The following is a 21327-nucleotide window of genomic DNA, read 5'->3' as shown; positions in this document are numbered from 1 at the left end:
CACGGAGGGGACACGGACGTTGATCCGACATCGGCGGCTGACGGCCGTGCTGTGCCTGGTCGCCGCCCTCGGACTGAGCGGTTGCCTCCTCCAGCCGGACGAGCCGTCCGGTCAGGGGGCGGGCAAGCCGCCGAAGAAGCCGAACATCGTCTTCGTCCTCACCGACGACCTCTCCTGGAACCTCGTCGCGCACATGCCGCAGGTGCAGCGGATGCAGAAGGACGGCCTCACCTTCAGCGACTTCATCATGGCGGACTCGCTCTGCTGCACCTCCCGGGCCACGATCTTCACGGGCCGGTACCCGCACAACACCGGGGTGCGCACGAACTTCCCGCCCGACGGCGGCTACGAGGTCTTCAAGGCCAAGGGCGGCGAGCAGGCGTCGTTCGCGCCGTCCCTCCAGAAGGCCGGCTACCGGACGGCGCTGCTCGGCAAGTACATGAACGGCTACCAGCCCAACGACACCCAGGGCTCGACGAAACCGTACGTGCCGCCGGGCTGGGACGAATGGCACGTCAGCGGCAACGGGTACCCCGAGTACGACTACAACCTGAACGAGAACGGCCGCCTCGTCCACTACGGTTCCGAGCCGCAGGACTACCTGACCGACGTGCTGGCGGACAAGGGCGTGGAGTTCCTCAAGCGCTCCAGCGGGTTCGGGCCGTTCTTCATGCAGATCGCGACCTTCGCGCCGCACGGCCCGTTCGTGCCCGCGCCGCGGCACGCCAAGCTGTTCGGCGACCTGAAGGCGCCCCGGCCGCCGTCGTTCAACGAGGCGGACCTCCGCGACAAGCCGTCCTGGCTGCGGTCGCATCCGAAGCTGCGCGGGCCGGGGATCGACCGCATCGACGCGGGCTTCCGCGACCGGGTCCGGATGGTCCAGTCCGTCGACGAGATGGTCGGCCGGATCCGGACGGCGCTGAAGGACCTCGGCCTCGACCGCGACACGTACCTGGTGTTCGGATCGGACAACGGCTTCCACATGGGCGAGCACCGGCTGGCCGGCGGGAAGATGACCGCGTTCGACACCGACATCCGGGTGCCGTACGTCGTCGTCGGCCCGGCCGTCCCCGCCGGGCGGGAGGTCGGCGAGATCGCGCAGAACACCGACCTGGCCCCCACGTTCCAGGAACTGGCGGGTGCGCGCCCGGCGGTGGCGGCCGACGGCCGGTCGCTCGTCCCGTTCCTGCGCGGCGCGAAACCCGCGGACTGGCGCGAGTCGGGGCTGGTGGAGCACGTCAAGCCGGCGCCGTCCCCGCTGGACCCCGACCGGCAGGACTCCGCGCCCGGCTCGCCGACGACCTACAACGCGCTCCGCACCGATGACATGCTCTACGTGGAGTACGCCGACGGGCAACGCGAGTACTACGACCGGGCCCGCGACCCGCACGAGCTGACCAACATCGCCGCCGGGCTCCCGGAGGAGCGCCGCCGGCATCTGTCGGCCCTGCTCTACGCGCTGACTCACTGCGCGGGCGCGGGCTGCACCTCCGCCGGACGGAGCCGCTGAGGGATTTCGTTCCGATATGCGCCGCTATCATCGCTGACGACTGCGGAGCACAGGGCCAGGTGCGGTGTGAGACGCGCAGTGAGAGATGTGCAGAGTGAACGGATGCTGGGAGAGCGGGTGTGACTGCAACCGGAAAGCCGGATGACGACCACGAGGGTGAGCGTCCCGAACCCGGGCAGACGGCCGAGAACCCGCCCCCCCAGCGCTGGCTGGAGGAGGACCAGGACTCCTGGTCCGGCGCGTTGCTTCCCGAGGACGACCCGGAGGACGACCCCGAGGAAGAGGACGTCTCCGCGGACGCGCCCGAGGACTACCCGGAGAGCGACGATCCGGAGAGCGACGACCTGGAGGCCGACGCTCCCGAGGACGATGTCCCCGTAGACGACGTCCCCGTGGACGATGCGGAAGGCGACCTCGCCGAACGCACCGTCATGGATCACGCCCTCGAAGAGACCTCGCACACGATGGTCCTGCCGAGGGCCCGCAAGCCGGCGACGGGCGGCCCGGCGGAGGACGCCGAGAAGACGATCATTGACGGGGAGGACGCGGCCCCGTCCGCCCTCCCGGCTCCCGTCGCCGACGCTCCGGCGACGTCCGCCGACATCCCGGTGCCGCCCGCCTTCTTCGGGCAGGACCCGGAGATGACACGGGTGGAGTTCCCCGTGCCGCCGCCGTCGTCCTACCGGCCGGACGACCCGGAGGTGACGCGGGCGGAGTTCGGCGCCCCGCCGCACTTCTCCAACCAGCAGGAGGACCCGGAGGCGACCTGGACGGAACCCCCGCCACCGTCGCCCTTCCCCCACCCGCAGGAAGAGCCGGACGTGACGAGGGCGGAGCCCTTCGCGCCGCAGCCCTTCGCGCCGCAGCCCTTCGCGGCGCAGCCCTTCGCGGCGCAGGCCCCCGCGCCGCCGCAGCCCCCGCCCGCGCAGAACCCTCCGGCCACCGAGCCGTTCCCCTACGCCCAGCAGGTGCCGGGCGCCCAGCAGCTCCCGGGCGCGCACCAGCTGCCGAGCGCGCCGAGCGCCCCTCCGCCGGCCGCGGAACCGTTCCCGTGGGCGCAGCAGATCCCGGGCGCACAGGCCCCGGGCCCGGAGGCCGCCCACCCGGCGCCGCCGCCGCCGGTGATCGAGGAGCCGTGGCGGACCGTTCCGCCCGGCGGCTCCGGCGGACGCCGGCGAAGCCTCAAGAAGCCGCTGCTCATCGGCGCCGCCGGGCTCGCCGCGGCGGCACTGGTCGCGGCGGCCGTGCTCGTGGTGCCGGGCCTGCTCGGCGACGACGACAAGGGCGGTGGCGGCGGCGGCGCCAAGCTGGCCGGTGCGCTTTTCCCCGTGGACGGCGCGGCCCGCACCGACGGCCGCGACCAGCAGATCACCGGCGTCGCGGCGCGCGGCTCGACGGTGGTCGCGGTCGGCGGCGAGAGCGACCCGCTCGACTCCCGCGGCATGTTCCTCGTCTCCTCCGACGGCGGCCGCACGTTCAGATCCGTGCCCCAGCAGGACACCGACGGCGGCGTGGCGCCGCCCGGCGGGGTGCCCGTGGCGGTCGGCGCGTCGCCCCGCGGCTGGGTCGCGGTCGGCAACCGGACCGGGGGCGCGGGCGCCGTGTGGACCAGCGAGGACGGCAAGGAGTGGCGCAGGCAGCCCGACGCCGTCGGCGACGTCTTCCACGCGAACGACCGCGTGAACCGGATCGTCGGCACCCGCGACGGGTTCCTGGCGATCGGCGAGAACTCCCCGAAGGGCGACTTCAGCGACTCGCGGCCGGCGGTGTGGCTGTCGGAGGACGGGCGCCGCTGGGAGGCCAGGACCGACGACCAGATCGGCCTGCAGGTCGAGAACGGCGGGTTCTCGCTGGTCGAGGCCGCCGCGAGCGGTGACGCGATCCTGCTGGAGGGGCTGATCACGCCCGACTCCAAGAAGCCGGGTCCCTACCGCAAGGTCTGGCGGTCCGACGACGGCGGCCGGTCGTGGTCGACGTCCGACGTGCCGGTGCCGGGCGGCAGCCGCGGCCTGATGATCGGCGGCGGCGGGTCCGGGTTCATGGCGATGCGCGAGATGAAGTCGTCCGGCAAGCTCTTCGGGCAGGCGTACACGTCCAAGGACGGCCGGTCGTGGAGCAAGGCCGGGAAGCTGACGTCGTCCGGCTACCAGCGGACCAGCGGGATCATCTCCGACGGCCGTGGCTTCACCGCCGTCGTCGTCAGGGGCGGGGACGTGCTGCTGGCCCGCAGCGCGGACGGCGCGACCTGGAAGGACGCCGGCACCGCCGAGGCGAAGACGGGCCGGGAGATGCTGGGCATGGCCGCGGCCGGCGGCCAGACGATCCTCGTCGGCCGCGAACCCGGCGGCGGCGACATGGACCCGATGCTCGGCGTCTGGGACGAGAACGGCGGCGCGGTCCCCGTCGACCTGTCGAAGGTGCCCGGCGCCATCCGTCCCGACCACGCGGTCAAGGCGGTCGGCGCCACGGGCGACCTCGCCGTCGCGGTGGGCAGCGCGAGCGGCGACGCCGCCGTCTGGTCCTCGCGGGACGGCGCCTCCTGGAAGCCCGCGCAGGGCCTCGGGGCCGCGTTCACCCGGCCGGGCCCGCAGCAGCTGAACGACGTGGCCGCGGGCGGCGCGGGCTGGCTGGCGGTCGGCTACGACCAGGCCACGCCGCGCCGGCCCCTCGTCGTCACCTCGAAGGACGGCGCGACGTGGCAGGCCGCCGACTCGGCGTCCGCCTTCGCGGCCGGCAGGGACGGCGTGCCGGTCACCTACGCCGCGGCGGCCGGCTCCGCCGGATACGTCGTCGTCGGCACGCAGGGCTACTCCGTGGCGACCTGGTACTCGCCCGACCTGAAGAACTGGACGCGCGGCGCCGGGACGGACCCGAAGATGATGGCGGGTACCAAGTCCGCCAGCCGCTGGATGCTGGACGTCGCGTCCGGCTCGTTCGGATACGCCGCGGTCGGAGGCAGCCGGGACGGCAAGGGCAACCACCCGTCCGTGTGGCTGTCGCCGGACGGCAAGCGGTGGACGCTGCAGGAGCTTCCCGTGCCCGGCGGCGTGACCGAGGGGCACCTCACCCACGTCGCCGTCAAGGGCAGCACTCTGGTGGCCGCGGGCATCGGGGCGACGTCGAAGGGTCTGGACTGGCTCGGCTACGTCTCCACGGACGCCGGCAAGACGTGGCGTCCGCTGGAGTCTCCGAGCGGCGGCTCGCCCGCCACCGTCACGGCGCTGACCGCGACCCCGAAGGGCTTCGCCGCGACCGGCACCACCGGGCGCGCCGGCTCGACCGACGTGGTGTCGTGGACATCCCGGGACGGCTCGTCCTGGCAGTCCTCGACGCCCGGCGGGACCGGGCTCGGCGGGGTGGGCGACCAGCAGATCACCGGGCTCACCGCGCTCGGGAGCACGCTGCTCGGGGTGGGCCGCAGCGCCGACTCGAACGGCGGGCAGCCCGTCCTGTGGAGCCGCCCCGTCCCGTGACGGCGGGTGCCGTCGCGGTCTACGCGTCGGGGTGCGGCGGGGTGGCGTCGAGGCCGGGGAGCCTCTCGTGCCCCTCCGCGGCCGGGCGGGCGTGGCGGGGCGTGTACGTGGCGGGCTGCGGCCGCACGCGGGCGTCGTCGCGGTCGCGGGAGCGGTTGCGCCGGGCGCCGTAGGGGGCGACGAGGGCCCGGTAGAAGGGCTTGCGGATCATGGTGGGGACGAGGCGGTAGCCGCCGCGGACCATGACGTTGCGCCAGTACTGCGGCTGGGAGATGAAGCCCTCGCGGCGCATCTCGCGCTGCAGCCGCAGTTCGGAGCGGAGCAGGTCGCGGCCGCCGCGGCGCTCGTAGGCGCCGTCCCCGACCCGGTAGTAGACGAGGGGTTCGGCGACGTTCACCATCCGGGCGCCGTTGGCGATCATCCGGACGAACAGCCAGTAGTCCTCCATGAGGGGGAGGTCTCCGTAGCCGCCGGCGGCGACGACGGCGCTGCGCCGGTAGACGACCGTGGGGTGGTTGAACGGGTCGTGGAGGCGGGAGTAGCGGGCGATGTCGGCGGGGTCGCTCGGCGGGGTGCGCCGGCCGACGACGTCGGTGATGTCGGCGCGGAACTCCAGCAGCCCGGCGCCGACGAGGTCGGCGCCGGAGCGGACCAGCGGCACCTGGGTCTGGAAACGGTGCGGCATGGCGACGTCGTCGGCGTCCATGCGGGCGACGATGTCGTGGCGGGCGGCGTGCAGGCCGGCGTCCAGGGCCGGGCCGAGGCCGCGGTTGTGCTCCAGGTGCACGAACGACACCTCGACCGGGCCGGCCGTGACCAGCTCGCTCAGACAGGCGGCCAGGTCCGGCGGGACCGGGCCGTCCTGGACGAGGACCACCTGGTCGGGCCGGAGCGTCTGGTCGTGCACCGCGCTGCGGAATGCGTCCCGGACGTGCTCCGCACGATCACCGCCGTAGACGGTCATCAACAGGGTGAAGGGTTCGGGCTGCATGCGTCCGTCCGGGGGGCGTGGCGGCGGCCGTGGAGCCTCGTGCGGGGTGGGCGGCTCCGGGCCAGGGTCGGGGGATAGAGGTGCGCCGTCCTACAAGGGACGCTTTAGTGGGGTTAGTGGTTTGCGCGGGCCAAGATACCGGTGCGATGTGACTACATCAGGTCTGGGCGCAAATATCGCGGTCAGCACGGATTTCTCCCGCAACTTTCGGTACCGCCGGGTTCAGCCCGCGCAGCGCGGCACCGTCCCGGCCGATGACCAGGTAGACATAGCCGGGCCGGGCGGACGCCCAGGGCCGCGGCTGGTGCCCGGGCACCGCGATCGCCATGCGCGCCGCCTGCCGTTCGGCGCCCGTCCCGTAGAGGATCTGGGTCTGGGCGTAGCGCTTCGTGCTGGTGCCGACCTTGACGACCTGGTAGCCGCGCTCGGTGAGCTGGTCGGCGGTCCGCTGCGCGAGGCCCTCGGTGCCGGACGCGTTGAAGACGCCGACCATGACCTGCGCGGGCGGGACGGGCTGGACCTGGTTCTGCGCGGGTACCGGCGCGGGCTCGGGCACCTTGTTGTCCTCGCGGATCGACTCGAACAGCGGCGCCGCGAGCGCCTGGTCGAACTGGACACGGTTCTTGTCCTGCGGGAACGCCTGCACGGGGACGGTGACGAACCGCACCTTCCCGGCGCTCATCCCGCGAAGCGACCCGGCGAGCTTCTGCATCACCGACAGTGTGAGCTTGTCGTCCGCCTTGATGGACTTCGTGGCGGCGGAGAGGAAGCCGTAGGTCCGGCCCGGGTCGGTGAGCATGCCCTTGTCGGTGGCCTTCTTGACGACCGACGCCATGAACGCCTGCTGCCGCTTGATCCGGTCGAGGTCGGAGCCGTCGCCGAGGACGTACCGGGTGCGGACGTAGCCCAGCGCCTGGTCGCCGCGGACGGTCTGCCTGCCCGCCTTGAGGTGCAGTTCGGCCTTGGGGTCGTCGATGCGCCTCGGCACGCAGATCTCCACGCCGCCGAGCGCGTCCACGACCCGTTTGAAGCCGGCGAAGTCGACCTCGACGTAGTGGTCGATGTGGATCCTGGTGAGCGACTCGATCGTCCGCCAGGTGCAGGCGGGGCCGCCGTTGGAGAACGCCGCGTTGATCATCCCGAACTGGGCCGGGACGGTACTGCCGTCCTTGCGCTCGCAGGCCGGCATCTGCACCATCGAGTCGCGCGGGAAGCTGATGCCGATGGCGCTCTCCCCGCCGGGCGAGATGTGCAGCAGGATCGTGGTGTCGGAGCGCTGCCCGGCCTCGGTGCCGTAGCGGGCGTTCTCCCCGGCGCGGCTGTCGGAGCCCATCAGCAGGATGTTCAGCGAGTTGTTGAGCTTGGCGGGCCGGTTCTCGCCGAGCCTGCCGTCGACGTTCTCGCGGTCGATCTGGCCGTCCAGCCGCCGCCAGAACCCGTAGAAGGTGAGGCTGCCGCCCACCAGGACGACCGAGAGCACGATCGACACCCAGCCGAGCACGCGCCAGAGACGCCCCCGCACCGGCGGTTCCGGTGGCGGCGGGGCGCTGACCGTGAAGTACACGGGTGAGGGCGCGGCGGCTGACTGCATCCGTAACATTTCAGCACAGATTGGACATGCGCCACCTGGGTCACGGGAAAAGACCCAGGCCATGACCGGCCCCCGGCGGTGACATTTGTCCTGCCGAGCCGTGGACGCATGAATCTGCCGCGCCGCCGCGGATCTCGCGACGCTGGAATCACAGCGAACGAGACCGAGGAGAGGTCGATGAACGAACTGGCAGAAGCGCGCATGAAGGCCCTGTCCCCGCTGGTGGTGGACGTCGCCGTCCCGCTGGGGATCTACTACGCGGCGCACAAGGGCCTCGGCATCGACCTGGTGACCTCCCTCGCGCTCAGCAGCGTGGTCCCCGCCGTCCGCACGGTCGCCGGCTTCGTCAGGGACCGGGCGTTCAACGCGCTGGCCGGCCTGATGCTCGCGGTGAACGCCGTCGGCATCACGCTCAGCTTCGTCACCGGCGACCCCCGCCTGATGATCGCCAAGGACTCGGGGATCAGCAGCGTGATCGGGCTCGTCATCCTCGGCTCGGCGCTGCGCGGCCGGCCGATGATGACGGCCGGGCTGAAGCCGTTCATCACCAGGGGCGACGCTGCCCGCGAGGCCGCCTGGAGCCGGCTGCTGGACGGGTCGCGGCGATTCCGCACGCTGGAGCGGCGGTTCAGCGCGATCTGGGGCGCCGCCCTGCTCGCCGAATGCGTCGCCCGGATCGTCGGGGCCTACACGATCCCCGTCGAGACGATGGCCTGGCTCGGCGCCGTGTTCCTCATCGCCGCCCTCGTCGTCGCGGCCGTCGTCAGCGGCGGCGCCGCGACCGAGGAGATCAAGGCGATGGTCGACGCCGAGACCGGGCGCGAGGCCGCCGCGGTGCCGGCCGTGGCCGCCTGAAGCCGCGTCCCGGGACGAGGAGAGAGAGCATGCGACGCCACGGGATCAACTACGACACCGGCTTCTTTCCGGGCCGCGTGAACACCCGCCCGCACTTCGACCGGGCCGACGTCCGCCGCGACATGCGGGCCATCGCCGAGGACCTGCACTGCGGCGCCGTCCGGATCAGCGGCGGCCGGCCGGACCGGCTGAGCGTCGCCGCCGAGGAGGCCGCCGCGGCGGGGCTGGAGATCTGGTTCGCGCCCTTCCCCTGCGAGCTGGTGCCGGCGGAGATGCTGGAGCTGTTCACCGAATGCGCCGAGCGGGCCGAGGACGTGCGGCGCGGCGGCGCGGAGGTCGTGCTCGTCACCGGCTGCGAGGTCAGCCTGTTCGCGGACGGGTTCATCCCCGGCGCGGACACCCACGCCCGCATCGCGGCGATCCTTTCCGGGGACCCGGCCGTCTACGCCTCGATGCGGGACGCGCCGAGCGGAGCTCGTCCTTTGATTGGTGGCGGGTGGGGGCTGGAGGACGGTGCGCCGCGCCAGGTCAACGCCTTCTTCGCCGAGACCGTGGCCGCCGCCCGCGCGCGCTTCGGCGGGAAGATCACCTACGCGGCCGGCCCGTGGGAGGACGTCGACTGGGGCCCTTTCGACATCGTCTCGGTCGACGCCTACCGTTCCGCCGAGAACGCCGACGCCTACCGGGAGGAGGTCCGGCGGCACTTCGCGCACGGCAAGCCCGTCGCCGTCACCGAGTTCGGCTGCTGCACCTATTCGGGCGCGGCCGATCGCGGCGGGACGGGCTGGATGATCGTTGACCGCGACGCCGAGCCGCCCCGCCTGGACGGGACGTACGAGCGCGACGAGCGGGAACAGGTCCGCTACTTCCGCGAGCTGCTGGACGTCTTCGAGTCGGAGGGCGTCGACAGCGCGTTCTGGTTCACCTTCGCGGGCTTCGGGCTGCCGCACGACCCGGACCCGGCGCACGACCTCGACCTGGCGTCGTACGGCGTCGTCACGATGCTCAAGGACGGAACGTGGCAGCCCAAAGAGGTTTTCCACGCCATAGCCGCCGCATACGGCGCACAGAGCCGATGATCTACCCGTAAGGGATGATGTACGGTCCTGCCCATGGGAGAGGCCGGTCAGCTCGACGCGCTTGAGCGGGCCGTCGAGGGGACACTCGCCGAAGGGTCGTTCGAGTTCGACGGCGACGAGGCGGTGCTCCGCATCGAAGGGTCTCTGGTCCTCACGACCGGCTGGTTCCTCGGGCTCGGCGCGGGCGGCGTGGGGCTGCTGCTCGCCGGGGCGGTGCTGTCCCTGACCGGGCTGCCGGACGAGGCGCGGTGGGCGCTCGCTCCCGGCGCCGTCCTGCTCGGCCTGGTGGGGGGATTCGTCCTCCTGCTGCGCTTCACCCCGCTGGCCCGGCTCTGGTCCGACCTGGAACTGCGGTTCGCAGAGCAGGCGATGGTCCACCGGCGGACACGGGTCCCGTTCGGCGAGCTGCGCCCCGAGCATCTCGTATGGAAGAACGGGCGGTTCTTCCGGCGCCTCTACGTCCGGCACCCGGCGCTCCGCAAGCAGCTCGCCGGGTTCTTCGGCAGCGAGGAACGGCAGGCCGCCGAGTTCCGGCAGCGGCTCTGGGAGCTGATCTCCGCGCCCGACCTGCCCGGCGTCCTCGCCCACGGCGGCGCCCTCACCCCGGTGCAGCGCTGGATCATCGCGGCCGGCGCCCCGTACGGCGCGATCAACGGGTTCCGGGTGGACCGGCTCGGCGCCGCCCCCGGCACGGCCGCGGCCGCCGACCGCCGCGCCGCGCACGACCTGCTCCAGGACCCGTGGGGCGCCTACGACCTGGAGCAGCTCCTCGGCGCCGTCAACTGGCTCGTCCAGGACGGGCACCGCGCCGACTTCACCCAGGACGCCCTGCTCGCCGCCCGGCCCGCCGCCGCGCAGGAGGAATACGGGTCGCTGCTCAGCGAGGTGGACGGCCTCATCGCACGCGACCAGCTCGAACCGCCGTTCGTGGAGCGGCTCATCGAACTGGTCCGGGTCCGCTACGGGGACGAGGGCGGCTCGTACGCGCGGCTCGTCCCGCCGCTGCTGCGGGACGAACCCGGCGCGGACGCCAGCGAGGAGGGCGCCGAACTGGCGCTGTTCCTCCACCAGCTCTTCAACGACCGCAACCACGCGGCCGAGGAACTGCACCGGCTGAAGGCCCTCGCCGACCCCGCGCTGCGCGCCAACGTGGGCCGGTTCCTCATCTGGGACTACGGGCGCGCGCTGATGCTCTACCGCTGGGGCCACATCGTGGGGTGGCTGGCCGAGGAGTACTGCTGGGACCGGATGCTGCCGCTGGCGCTCGACATCCAGCGGCGGTACACGTCCTGGCACGACATGGCCACCTGCTACCTCCAGGGACGGTTGCTCTGGTCGGGCGGCGGCGGGAAGACGCAGGCCGAGTACGAACGCCTCATCAAGGAGCTCGCCACCGAGCCGCGCAGCCCCTGGAACCTCGTCCCGTGGGACCTCGAACTCACCCGTGACTGGACCTGACACGCCACAAAACCCCCGAAACCACCGAGAGTGACGTATCTCTCACAGTCCAGGAACCTTGCGGCACAAGGGCTCACCGACACGGTCCCTTCTACAAGGGAAATCTCCCCTGAAATCACCGCGAGCCTGCCGCTAGTCTGGCCGCACCTCAATCGGCACCCCGCCTGTACACCCGCCCGGAGCGACCATGAACCCCCCACCTTGGCCCGGTCAGCAACCACCCGGCCAGCCGGGTTTCCCGCCGCCGGCGACGCCTGCCGTACCCCCGGCCGGACCGCCGCTGCCCGGCGGCCCCGGATTCCCACCTCCCCGGCGCAGCGGCGGAGGCGGCGCGCTCGTGTGGCTGCTCATCGTCGGCGCCGTCCTGGTGCTGGCCGTGGTCGGCACGGGCGCCGTCCTCGTCCTCGGCGGCGATGACGACCACTCGGACCGGACGTCGACGCTGCCGTCGGCCACCAGCGTCCCGACCTACCAGTCCACGACGGAGCCGAGCCCGACGTCCAGCGGCGGCGCCGTCGACCCGTCCGGCGTCCTCGGCAGGACGATCCGGACGGCGAAGGGCAACACGTTCACGCAGGCGGGCACGCGCACCGAGTCCTGCATCACCCGCGCGAACTCCGTGCTGCTGCCGGCGCTGCGCACCCATCCGTGCGTCGGCAGCATGTACTCGGCCGTGTACGCCAGCCCGTCCAGGCAGATCATCACGTCCGTCTCGATCCTGAAGTTCGCCACGTCGACGGACGCGTCCATCGTCAAGGGCTACACGAACCAGGAGGGCTGGCCGAAGCTGCTGACGCCGTCCGACGCCAGCGGCCTGCCGCAGCCCCAGGCCGACCCCGCGTACTGGACGCGGACCTGGACGCAGGGCGCGAACGTGATCTACGCCCAGTCCTACTGGTCCAGCGGCGGCCCGACCGGCGGCCGCGACGGAAGCGTCTTCGCCACCGCCGGCGAACTCGGCGTCGAGGTCACCAACACCCTCCTCTGGAGCAACTGACCAGTAACCAGCGAGCAAGAGCAAGGGCCCGGAATCCACCGGGCCCTTGCTCTGTCTGGTCACACAGGATGAAGGGCAAGGTGCGTTCACCCCTCCTTCTCGGACGGTCTTCACCGTGATGTCCCTCACGGGACCCAACGGAAATCGAAGGAGAAGAACGTTGCGTAATCTGGAACTGCAGAGCAACGAACCCGCCGCCGCCGCCGAGGAGGGCGCTCTGGCCCTCCGGGGAGAGGCGTGGGCGGCCGACAAGGATCGCCTCGACGCCGACGAGAAGGTGACGGTGGTGTTCAGGGGCGAGGTCAACGGCACCCACCACGCGGAGCTGACCTTCCAGGTCAGCCAGAGCAGCTCGGCGCCGGAGATCAAGGCCGCCATTCTGGCGGCCGCGGCCGAGCGCCAGGGCGCCACGGACGAGCACCCGGACGAGCAGCGGTAACACAAGCCGCAGCTCTGAAGGGACGGCCGCATCGGTGACGGTGCGGCCGTACAAGTGGAGCGGGCCCGGCATCACCGGGCCCGTTCTCATCTCGCCCGCTCGCGCACCGTGGCCGTCCTGGCTCCGGAACGGCGAACCCCGCCGTCCGCGGTGGGGCGGGACGGCGGGGTTCGGGGACGCGCGGTCTCAGGTCAGATCGCGACCTGGAGCCCGGCGACCTCGCCGGTCTTCGCGGTGACGGTGTTGTCGATGCTCACCCCGCCGGCCGCGAGGACGCGCACGGTCCAGTCGCCGTCGGCGGCGAAGAACCGGAACACGCCCTCGTCGCCCGTGACGACCTCGGCGGTGAACTCGCCGGTCGAGTCGAGCAGCCGGGCATAGGCGCTGGACACGGGGGTGCCGTCACGGGTGACGGTCCCCTGGATGACGGCCTCGTTGGTCAGGTCGACGGTCGCAGGCAGATGCGCCGTCTGCTCAGGCGCTGCGCAGCCCTGGGTCATTTCTCCTCCATCTCCGTGTGCACGGAATAACCGCGTGGACTTACTTGGCGGCGCCGAGCTCGATCGGCACGCCGACCAGCGAGCCGTACTCGGTCCACGAACCGTCGTAGTTCTTCACGTTCTCCAGGCCGAGCAGCTCGCGCAGCGCGAACCACGTGTGCGAGGAGCGCTCGCCGATGCGGCAGTAGGCGATGGTGTCCTTGTTCAGGTCGACGCCGGCCTCGGTGTAGAGCTCGCGGAGCTCCTCGTCGGACCGGAACGTGCCGTCGTCGTTGGCCGCCTTCGACCACGGGATGTTGGCCGCCGTCGGCACGTGGCCGGCCCGCTGCGACTGCTCCTGCGGCAGGTGCGCCGGGGCGAGCAGCTTGCCGCTGAACTCGTCCGGCGACCGGACGTCGATCAGGTTCTGCTTGCCGATCGCGTCCACGACCTCGTCGCGGAAGGCGCGGATCGTCAGGTCCTGCGCCTTGGCCTTGTACTCGGTCGCGGGACGGGACGGGACGTCGGTGACCAGCTCGCGGGAGTCCAGCTCCCACTTCTTGCGGCCGCCGTCCAGCAGCTTGACCTTGTCGTGGCCGTACAGCTTGAAGTACCAGTACGCGTAGGCGGCGAACCAGTTGTTGTTGCCGCCGTAGAGGATCACCAGGTCGTCGTTGGCGATGCCCTTGCCGGACAGCAGCTGCTCGAACCCGGTCTGGTCGACGAAGTCGCGGCGGACCGGATCCTGCAGCTCGGTCTTCCAGTCGATCTTCACGGCGCCACGGATGTGGCCCTTGTCGTAGGCGGACACGTCCTCGTCGACCTCGACGAGGACGAGACCGGGGTCGTCCAGGTGCGCATCGACCCAGTCGGTGTCCACCAGGACGTCTGAGCGGCTCATGTGAGAACCTCCCTCTCGGAGCGGAATTTCGCGGTCGTACGTCGGATGAGGAGATACATCTCGCAGCCGAGGCAGAACCCGAACACCGCGTTCAGGAACGCCGCCGCCAATGCGAGGGCGGTGGCACCGATTCCGAGCCAGGTGATCCCCGTCGCGTACCCGGCCGTTCCCACCAGGGCGAACGCGAGACCGACCCCCTGCGCGAAGCGGGGCGGTGCCGCGTCCTCCAGTTCCCTGGGCGGAGCGAGCCGGGGACGGATCAGCACTTTGAACACCAGTCCGTACGGGGCGTACCGGAGGCCGAGGAGGGTCGCGATGGCGAACACGACGGCCTGAGCGGCGAGCAGTGCCCAGCTTCCGGTCACCAGCACCGCGACGAGGACGACGGTCGTGACATATGCGCCGAAACGCGGCCCACGCGGATCAACCTGCATCGGGGTGCTCCTGGCGGAGTGGAAGCGTGCGTACGAGCTGGAAGGAAAGGTGCTCGGGGGCGGACGGGCTCGATGCCTCAGGCCATGCGACAGAGCGAGGCGGCCACGCGGCAGAAGTCCACCGCGCGGCGCTTCGTGAGCATCTGCTCTGTCCAGTAACGCACGGACACGATGTTAAGCCGACAATCCACGCGCTGTCACTTCCGTCTCGCCTTCCGAGACAGTGACATTCGTCTTAGCCCAGGTCATCCCGGTATGGCTCACGGAATGGCCTCGCCCAGAGCAGCGATGACGTCGGGTTTGCGGGGCGCCCCGGTGGCGCGGCGGACGACGCGGCCGGCCTCGTCCAGGACGAGGACGGTCGGGGTCCGGACGATTTTCAGCCGGCGGACGAGATCGAGATGCGCCTCGGCGTCGAGCTCGACGTGCGCGACGCCCTCGACCATGTCGCTCACCTCGCCCAGGATCCGGCGGGTGGCGCGGCACGGCGCGCAGAACGCGCTGGAGAACTGCAGCAGCGTGGCCTTCTCGCCCAGGTCGGCGCCCAGGTCGTCCGGCCGGACGGTCTCGCCCATCTCGCCGCCCTTCTCCCGGCGAGCGCGCAGCACGCCGTCACGGTGCCGCCTGAGAAGGCCGAACACCGTGGCCGCGATGAGGACCGCCGCCGCGATCAATGCTCCGGTCATCGCGCAGAACAACCCCGGAGGCCCGCGACTTCTTCCACAGCCGTCCCGTCAGGTGGGGATGGTGAGCAGCGGCCGTCCGTCCTCACTGACGATCTCGAACGAGAACAGCTGGCCGCGCGGGAACATCGTGGACCCGCGGTACTCACCGTAGCCCTCGTCGTACGGGACGTACCAGCTGCCGAGCGCGTCCCGGCGGCCGTCCCGCGCGATCACGAGCAGCTTGCAGTGCGACCCCTTCCTGACCCCGGCGAGGTGCAGTTCCACCTCCGTGCCCCACTGCTTCCGGTGAAGCACCACATAGCCCTTGATGTTGGACTTCGAGTTCTCGGCGGTGATCCGCTCGCCCGCCGTCGTCGGGGCCGGCGTCGACGTGGCGGAAGGCGGCGGTTTCGCGGCGGTGCCGTCACCCGTCCGGGACGGGAACAGCAGCCCGCCGAACAGGCCCCCGACGACCAGGAGCAGGCACGCGGCGGCGGCGAGCGGGGCCCACCCCCGGCCCCGCCCGCCGGCCGGCCGCCCCAGCGGTCCGAGCCATCCCCTCCGTCGTTCGGCCGCCTTCACCAGCAGCCCGTCCAGGAGCTCGGGCGGCGGCCCGGCGATCTTTTCGAGCTGCTCCTCGTCGACCCGCCCGAGCAGCGCGGGCAGCCCGGCCAGCCCGGCCAGCTCGTCCCGGCAGGCGGGGCAGCGCTCCAGGTGGGCCTCCACCTGGCTCCGCTCCCCGGGATCGAGCGCGCCGAGCACGTACACACCGAGCGCGGTGCGCACGTCCGTGCAGTCGTTCATGGCGCCAACCCCCGCTCCTCCAATGCGAGTTTGAGCGCCCGCAGTGCGTAATAGGTGCGGGACTTCACCGTGCCGGGCGGGATGCCCAGCGTCTTGGACGCCTCCGCCACGGACCGGCCCTTGTAGTACGTCTCGACCAGGACCGCCCGGTGCGGCGGGCTGAGTCCGGCCAGCGCCTCGGCGACCGTCCAGGACTCCAGCGCCCGGTCGATGTCGTCCGAGCCCGCGGCGGTCATCATGACGTGCTCGTCGATGCCCGTCTCCGGGGGACGCGCGCGTTTCGCGCGATGCGCGTCCACGACCAGGTTCCGCGCGACAGTGAACAGCCATGGCCGGACGGGACGTCCCGCCAGCGCCTCCGGGTGTTTCCAGGCGCGCAGCAGCGTCTCCTGCACGACGTCCTCTGCCTGGGTTCGGTCCCCGCCGGTCAGCCGCAGGACGTATCCGAGAAGAGGACCCGCGTGTTCGCTGTACAGGGCGCGAAGCAAACCCTCATCCGCGGTCGGACCCACACCACTGACACGTACGCCCCGCCGGACCGGTTCACGGGGCCCGCGGCTATTTCTGCTGAAGATCGTTCAGCCGCACGTTCTCGGCGGTCGCGCTGACCCGCAGGCCGTCCGGGGTCGGCTGGATCTCGCTGATCCGCGACCCGACGGGCAGATCGGCGACCGGGACGACCCAGGTCAGCTGCTGCTTCACCAGCGCCAGCGGGATCTGCTGGGCACCGTTCGACCCCACCGACACCGGCGTGACCGCGATTCCCTTCGAGGTCGGCTTGACCTGCACCACCGCGGTGCCGTTCACCGGGACGCCCAGGACGTTGCCGGTCATGTCCACGGAAAGGTCGTCGCCCTTCGGCCCGATCCGCTTGACCTCCTTCGGCGCCTCCTTCTTGATCACGTCGTAGGGGACGACGGCCGAGGCGGTCGCGGTGCGCGCGGTGACGTTCGCGGCGTTGCCCTTGGTGACCTCCGACAGCGGTGCGCTCACGCCCCGCATGTCGACCTTGACGCCGGTGACCGTGACGCCCTGCTCCGTCCAGTCGCCGATCGCCACCTCGATGTGCTTGTACTCGCCGCCGATCGCCTGCGTCAGGAAGGGGATGCCGTGAATGGTGACCTCGGGCCGCTCCTGCAGGTTGTACTGCGCGGCCACCTGCTCACCGATCTTGTTCTCCGCGGTCCGGACGCCGAACCGGTCCGCGAGGACCAGCACCACGGCCGCGAGCACCAGCAGCCCCAGCAGCACTTTCCGCATGTCTCTCCTTCGGACTCCGGCACGCGATCGCCACACCCTAATGCGCAAACGGGCAGCAAAGGGTCGCACTGGAGAATGACCTTGCGCGGCGGAGAATCACTCCCCTGTGAGATCAACCACCGGCGAACGGCGGCAGGACCTCCACCACGCCGCCCTCCGGCAGCGCCACGGAATCGTGCGGCCGGGTCCCCACCGGCTCCCCGTCGACCAGGAACGAACTCCGCCCGACGACCCGCGCGAACTCCCCGCCGCGCCCGTCCCGGGCCGCCGCGATCGCCTCCGCCAGCGTCCCGGCGTCGTACGGCTCCTCATGCGTCCCGGCGGCCGCCTTCGCCGCCGCCCAGTACCGCATCGTTCCCTTCGCCATGATTCAAGCGTCTCATCCGCCGCCGGCGGGGCTTGGCCAGGTCGCGCCATGGCCGCGCCGGGTGACTCGGTTATGCTCTTGGGTGAGGGATCCGGGCGACGAGGCCATGGAGTTCATCTGAAAGCCCCTTCATGGCCACCTCGTCTTCGAGCCGCTGGCCGTTCGCCGGGGCTGGAGGGTGAGCCGCCTGGGTCCTACGTCTTTGAGACGGGAGGCGGCACTTGAGCAGCTTGCTCTTGCTGACCAACGCGTTGGAGCCCTCCGACGAGGTCCTGCCCGCGCTGGGGCTTCTGCTGCACTCCGTGCGCGTGGCGCCCGCCGAGGCGTCCGCGCTCATCGACGCGCCACCGGCCGACATCGTGCTGGTCGACGCCCGCCGCGACCTGGTCCAGGCCAAGAGCCTGTGCCGGCTGCTGCGCACCACCGGACTCGACTGCCCGCTGCTCGCCATCGTGACCGAGGGCGGCCTCGCCGCGCTCAGCCCCGAATGGGGCCTGGACGACGTCCTGCTGCAGACTGCGGGCCCCGCCGAGGTCGAGGCCCGGCTCCGCCTGGCCGTCGGCCGCGCCGCCGCCGTCGCCGACGCCGACGAGGTGCCCGGCGAGATCCGCAGCGGCGACCTCACCATCGACGAGGCCACCTACACCGCCCGCCTCCGGGGCCGGGTCCTCGACCTGACCTTCAAGGAGTTCGAGCTGCTGAAGTATCTGGCCCAGCACCCGGGCCGGGTCTTCACCCGCGCCCAGCTCCTCCAGGAGGTGTGGGGCTACGACTACTTCGGCGGCACCCGGACCGTGGACGTCCACGTCCGGCGCCTCCGCGCCAAGCTCGGCGCCGAGTACGAGTCCCTGATCGGCACCGTCCGCAACGTCGGCTACCGCTTCGTCCCCGACCACCGCCCCGGCGAATCCGAAGAGAAGACCCCCGCTCGCGCCTAAGGCATTTTTCTCCTCCTTCGGGCGCGGCGGCCCTCCACAGTCGATAAATGCGGCGCGATCGCTGCCGGTGGCCTGACCTGCACTGGCGATCTTGTGTGACGCCGCCACGACCGTCGCGCCGACCGGCTCCGGCTCAAGGGCCAACTGAGCTCGACGGGCCCCGTCGACAGTGCGGCGACCACGCCGAGCACGTTGAGGACCGTGCCCGGCCGGTAGTGACATGCGAACTGGCCGTAGCCGGTCCCGCCGCACCCGTCTTGGGGGAGCACGACCCATGCGAAATCGACCAGGCCGCCGAGCACCCAACCACACACGCCTAGGGCGAAGCCGAGCCCTTGAAGCTGAATCGCCTCATGGTCACCACCACCCTGGTCACGAAAGCAACGGCCAGCATCCCCAAACCCCATCCAGCTTTCGACAAGGAGAAGGGCGTATGCTCAGGATCGGGCTGATGCGGCCAAGTCACAATGGCCAATACGAACAAGACCATGGCCGCTATCCAGGTCACACCAATAATCTCGTACTCAGCTAAGAACCGACGGCCTTCACTTCACCCGTGATCATTATCCGCACAAGACTAGAGGATCACCGAATCGCCATGGATCACCCTCACCCCTTCATAAGATGGGTCGATCAGTGCAGCAATGCGACGCGCCTAGTGTTTGTGCTGGCGACCAGGCCAGTTGCCCGGGTCGGTCACGCCGCTTGACGTACCCGTTCACGCATCCCCTCGAAGTGGCGGAGCGGCTGATCACCGTCATCAACGCGCCCCCACAGACCTTCGCGCCGGGGCGTCTCGCGCACTGGGCGGCGATCCAAGCTGATCGTGGGACACGACGAGCCTGCAACTCTGCGGCAATCCACAAACGATGTCTGGGGATCGCCATCGAGCAACCTGAACTGGCAACATGGTGGCGTCCACGGGACACCGGCGTGGAACCGGTGGGTAGCGTGAGTCCGTGCGAGCCAGGGAAGGTTTCTTAGTGCCGATGGCAGCAGAGGCAGCACCGCCTTGGTATACGAATATCTTCTTCGTCATCGGCGCGGTTCTGGTCGTCGCAATCGTCCTCATCGGGATCTCCCTGGCGATCCAACGTCGCCGACTACAACGTGCGTATGAAGCACAGCCTCGCGCCGCCTCAGTGCAGCGAACGACACAAGCGACCCTCTCGGAACCAACGCAGCCGTCATCGGACCGGTTCACACCGCTGGAAGAACTCGGCCGCGGCGGCATGGGGGTGGTCTGGCGCGCCAGGGACAGCGTTCTGGGCCGGCAGGTGGCGATCAAACAACTCCTTCCACCCTCCGGACTCTCTCCCGACGCAAGCAGGAACATGCGAGCACGCATGCTCCGCGAGGCCAGAGCCGCCGCACAGCTCAACCACAGCAACGCCGTGACCGTCCACGATGTTCTCCTGGATCAGGACTCCGTGCTCATCGTCATGGAACTGGTCAAAGCGCTGACGCTCACCAAAACGGTGGAGCGCGAGGGCCCGCTTCCTCCTGCACGGGTCGCCGCAATCGGTATCGACATCCTCGATGTGCTGGCGGAGGCGCATGAACTCGGAATCATTCATCGCGACCTCAAACCCGCGAACGTCCTCGTCCGCCAGAACGGCTCGATAAAGCTCGCCGACTTCGGCATCGCCCGGTTCGAAGGCGACCCGACGCTCACCGAGGCAGGTGCCATCATCGGCACCCCGGCCTACATGGCTCCAGAGCAGATCCGAGGGCTGGAGAGCACACCCGCCACCGACCTGTGGGGGCTTGGGGCAACGCTCTTCTACGCCGTTGAAGGGCAGTCCGCCTTCGGCGGGCCGAGTCCGACAGCGGCAATGGCCGCCGTCCTGACCGACCCACCGCTCACCCCACAGCGCGCAGGTACGTCTCTGGGTCCCCTGCTGACCAGCTTGCTCGCGAAAGATCCGGCCGACAGGCCATCGCCACCACAGATACGTTCCGAACTCTCACAGCTCACACAACACGTCTGAGCGTCACCGCCTCGGTCAAGGCCACCCGTCACCCCACCCCGCAAGCCAACCAAGGCCTGGCCGCCCACACCGCTGGCGCGACTCATCCGGCCACAGCAACAGAGCGCACCGGCACCACCGCCAACCTGCGAAGGCGTAAACACAACAGAGGTCCGCCTCCAGCGGTGCCCCGCCGGAAGTAGCAATGATGGAGGCTTCCGGGCATCGACTCTCCGGTACACCTCATCTGGAAAAACGCGGTGCGAATGCGCTGACGGGTGTCGGTCGCCCCGGTCACTGATAGTGGCCAGTTGCGATTCTCCACTGGCGCCCAGTCCGTGGGGAGGCAACTGGCCGCCAGCGGCTACGTAGCACTACCAGCAGGGCAGGTGTCGCCGCAGGGCTGTGCAGGCGGACCGACGTGTGCGGTCGCTCTGCTGGGTGTGGCGCCCGGTTCCACTGCTTGTGACCGTGAGCGGGACGCAGGCTCGGCGGTTCGGGGTGTCCCGGCTCAGGCGGCGCGGACGCACCGGCCTCCCTCGGTCTTGGGAACCATGAGACTCACGTTCGGTCCGATCTGCTGCTTGCGCTCCACCAGCGGCCGGTGGACGGTGTCGTAGCGGGCGAAGGCGACTCGGTGGTCACCGCCTGCGGCGGCGAGTTCCCCCCGCCAGCCGGTAGGCGCCGACCAGTGCCAGCTCGGCGCACGCGCCCGGGAGGCGCACCAGGCGGCGTCCCCGACCAGCGCGATGCGGCCGGTGGACCAGGAGTTCATTCGCACCTGCCCCAGGGCGTCGAAGTAGAAGTCGGGGTCGGCCAGCGCCGAGTCGAGCGGTTCCCGCGTACGCCAGGAGGTGTCGGCGGCGAAGGCCGCGCTGACCAGACGCCTGTGTTCGGCGATGTCGCGATGGTCGTGGTCCAGCGGCGTGGAGCGGAACATGAAGTACGCCTTGGCCGGGCGTGGTTGCACGACCGGTAGATCCCGGTCATCTTCCCCGGGGTGTTGAACATCGTCACCCAACGGTCCTCGCCCAGGGCGGAGGTGTTGGCGAACGCGAAGTAGTGATCCTGAACGCCACGAACCGCTCCTCGGGGCCGAACGCCGCCCGCCGCACG

The 21327-nt window shown here is 70.8% G+C and carries 21 protein-coding genes; 9 read left to right on the top strand and 12 right to left on the bottom strand.

The features are described from left to right. Positions 1 to 19 precede the first annotated feature (19 nt). Together ACQPZP_RS05930 and ACQPZP_RS05925 are read left to right on the top strand one after the other, a co-directional pair. Entirely contained in the window at positions 20 to 1510 is a 1491-nt protein-coding gene (locus tag ACQPZP_RS05930) for a sulfatase family protein (protein WP_433476614.1), read from the top strand. A 119-nt stretch (positions 1511 to 1629) separates the two neighbouring features. Further along, positions 1630 to 4983, top strand: a complete 3354-nt coding sequence (locus ACQPZP_RS05925; RefSeq protein WP_433476613.1) for a hypothetical protein — start codon at positions 1630 to 1632, stop codon at positions 4981 to 4983. Between the two features lie 19 nt (positions 4984 to 5002). Here ACQPZP_RS05925 and ACQPZP_RS05920 read toward each other — a convergent pair whose 3' ends face one another. Both ACQPZP_RS05920 and ACQPZP_RS05915 read right to left on the bottom strand, forming a co-directional pair. Next, positions 5003 to 5974 carry a glycosyltransferase gene (locus tag ACQPZP_RS05920; RefSeq protein ID WP_433476612.1) on the bottom strand — a complete coding sequence of 324 codons (972 nt, stop codon included), beginning with the start codon at positions 5972 to 5974 and terminating at the stop codon, positions 5003 to 5005. 157 nt (positions 5975 to 6131) lie between these two features. Beyond that, the gene (locus tag ACQPZP_RS05915) at positions 6132 to 7565 is read right to left on the bottom strand and encodes an LCP family protein (RefSeq protein ID WP_433476611.1); all 1434 of its coding nucleotides are present in this window, start codon (positions 7563 to 7565) and stop codon (positions 6132 to 6134) included. 177 nt (positions 7566 to 7742) lie between these two features. Between ACQPZP_RS05915 and ACQPZP_RS05910 the strand changes: the two genes are divergently transcribed. From ACQPZP_RS05910 to ACQPZP_RS05890, 5 genes are all read left to right on the top strand, one after another. Then, complete coding sequence (locus ACQPZP_RS05910; protein ID WP_433476610.1) at positions 7743 to 8420, top strand: VC0807 family protein; 678 nt, start codon at positions 7743 to 7745, stop codon at positions 8418 to 8420. A 29-nt stretch (positions 8421 to 8449) separates the two neighbouring features. Next, positions 8450 to 9499, top strand: coding sequence for a hypothetical protein (locus ACQPZP_RS05905; protein WP_433476609.1), 1050 nt, complete (start codon positions 8450 to 8452; stop codon positions 9497 to 9499). Between the two features lie 33 nt (positions 9500 to 9532). Beyond that, positions 9533 to 10957 carry a DUF1266 domain-containing protein gene (locus tag ACQPZP_RS05900; protein ID WP_433476608.1) on the top strand — a complete coding sequence of 475 codons (1425 nt, stop codon included), beginning with the start codon at positions 9533 to 9535 and terminating at the stop codon, positions 10955 to 10957. A gap of 187 nt (positions 10958 to 11144) precedes the next feature. Next, positions 11145 to 11954, top strand: coding sequence for a hypothetical protein (locus tag ACQPZP_RS05895; protein WP_433476607.1), 810 nt, complete (start codon positions 11145 to 11147; stop codon positions 11952 to 11954). Between the two features lie 160 nt (positions 11955 to 12114). Further along, positions 12115 to 12393, top strand: coding sequence for a hypothetical protein (locus tag ACQPZP_RS05890; protein ID WP_433476606.1), 279 nt, complete (start codon positions 12115 to 12117; stop codon positions 12391 to 12393). A gap of 191 nt (positions 12394 to 12584) precedes the next feature. Here ACQPZP_RS05890 and ACQPZP_RS05885 read toward each other — a convergent pair whose 3' ends face one another. From ACQPZP_RS05885 to ACQPZP_RS05845, 9 genes are all read right to left on the bottom strand, one after another. Next, entirely contained in the window at positions 12585 to 12893 is a 309-nt protein-coding gene (locus tag ACQPZP_RS05885) for a DUF1416 domain-containing protein (protein WP_433466551.1), read from the bottom strand. Between the two features lie 40 nt (positions 12894 to 12933). Continuing rightward, positions 12934 to 13773, bottom strand: a complete 840-nt coding sequence (locus ACQPZP_RS05880; RefSeq protein WP_433476605.1) for a sulfurtransferase — start codon at positions 13771 to 13773, stop codon at positions 12934 to 12936. After that, positions 13770 to 14207 (bottom strand): DUF4395 domain-containing protein, encoded by a 438-nt coding sequence (locus ACQPZP_RS05875; protein WP_433476604.1) that lies wholly within the window; start codon positions 14205 to 14207, stop codon positions 13770 to 13772. The genes ACQPZP_RS05880 and ACQPZP_RS05875 overlap by 4 nt, the downstream gene beginning before the upstream one ends. Positions 14208 to 14284: 77 nt before the next feature. After that, positions 14285 to 14350 carry a putative leader peptide gene (locus ACQPZP_RS05870; protein WP_353819285.1) on the bottom strand — a complete coding sequence of 22 codons (66 nt, stop codon included), beginning with the start codon at positions 14348 to 14350 and terminating at the stop codon, positions 14285 to 14287. Positions 14351 to 14467: 117 nt separating this feature from the next. Further along, positions 14468 to 14782 carry a TlpA family protein disulfide reductase gene (locus ACQPZP_RS05865; RefSeq protein ID WP_433479560.1) on the bottom strand — a complete coding sequence of 105 codons (315 nt, stop codon included), beginning with the start codon at positions 14780 to 14782 and terminating at the stop codon, positions 14468 to 14470. Positions 14783 to 14941: 159 nt separating this feature from the next. Continuing rightward, positions 14942 to 15676 carry an anti-sigma factor family protein gene (locus ACQPZP_RS05860; protein WP_433476603.1) on the bottom strand — a complete coding sequence of 245 codons (735 nt, stop codon included), beginning with the start codon at positions 15674 to 15676 and terminating at the stop codon, positions 14942 to 14944. Then, a complete protein-coding gene (locus ACQPZP_RS05855) occupies positions 15673 to 16164 on the bottom strand; it encodes a sigma-70 family RNA polymerase sigma factor (RefSeq protein ID WP_433476602.1) in 492 nt (163 codons plus the stop codon). The genes ACQPZP_RS05860 and ACQPZP_RS05855 overlap by 4 nt, the downstream gene beginning before the upstream one ends. 70 nt (positions 16165 to 16234) lie before the next feature. Beyond that, positions 16235 to 16936, bottom strand: a complete 702-nt coding sequence (locus ACQPZP_RS05850) for an LmeA family phospholipid-binding protein (protein WP_433476601.1) — start codon at positions 16934 to 16936, stop codon at positions 16235 to 16237. Positions 16937 to 17048: 112 nt separating this feature from the next. Beyond that, positions 17049 to 17303, bottom strand: a complete 255-nt coding sequence (locus ACQPZP_RS05845) for a MoaD/ThiS family protein (RefSeq protein WP_433476600.1) — start codon at positions 17301 to 17303, stop codon at positions 17049 to 17051. A gap of 221 nt (positions 17304 to 17524) precedes the next feature. On the opposite strand from ACQPZP_RS05845, the gene ACQPZP_RS05840 reads away from it, so the two are divergent. Beyond that, positions 17525 to 18241, top strand: coding sequence for a winged helix-turn-helix transcriptional regulator (locus ACQPZP_RS05840; protein ID WP_433476599.1), 717 nt, complete (start codon positions 17525 to 17527; stop codon positions 18239 to 18241). Positions 18242 to 19230: 989 nt separating this feature from the next. Beyond that, the gene (locus ACQPZP_RS05835; RefSeq protein WP_433476598.1) at positions 19231 to 20232 is read left to right on the top strand and encodes a serine/threonine-protein kinase; all 1002 of its coding nucleotides are present in this window, start codon (positions 19231 to 19233) and stop codon (positions 20230 to 20232) included. A 490-nt stretch (positions 20233 to 20722) separates the two neighbouring features. On the opposite strand, the gene ACQPZP_RS05830 is transcribed toward ACQPZP_RS05835, so the two are convergent. Next, a complete protein-coding gene (locus ACQPZP_RS05830) occupies positions 20723 to 21181 on the bottom strand; it encodes a hypothetical protein (protein ID WP_433476597.1) in 459 nt (152 codons plus the stop codon). Positions 21182 to 21327 lie beyond the last annotated feature (146 nt).

It is taken from the genome of Spirillospora sp. CA-142024, from assembly GCF_050942325.1.
Lineage (GTDB): Bacteria > Actinomycetota > Actinomycetes > Streptosporangiales > Streptosporangiaceae > Spirillospora.
The sequence above is the reverse complement of the archived record's forward strand: the minus strand, read 5'-3'. Positions and strand labels throughout refer to the sequence as shown.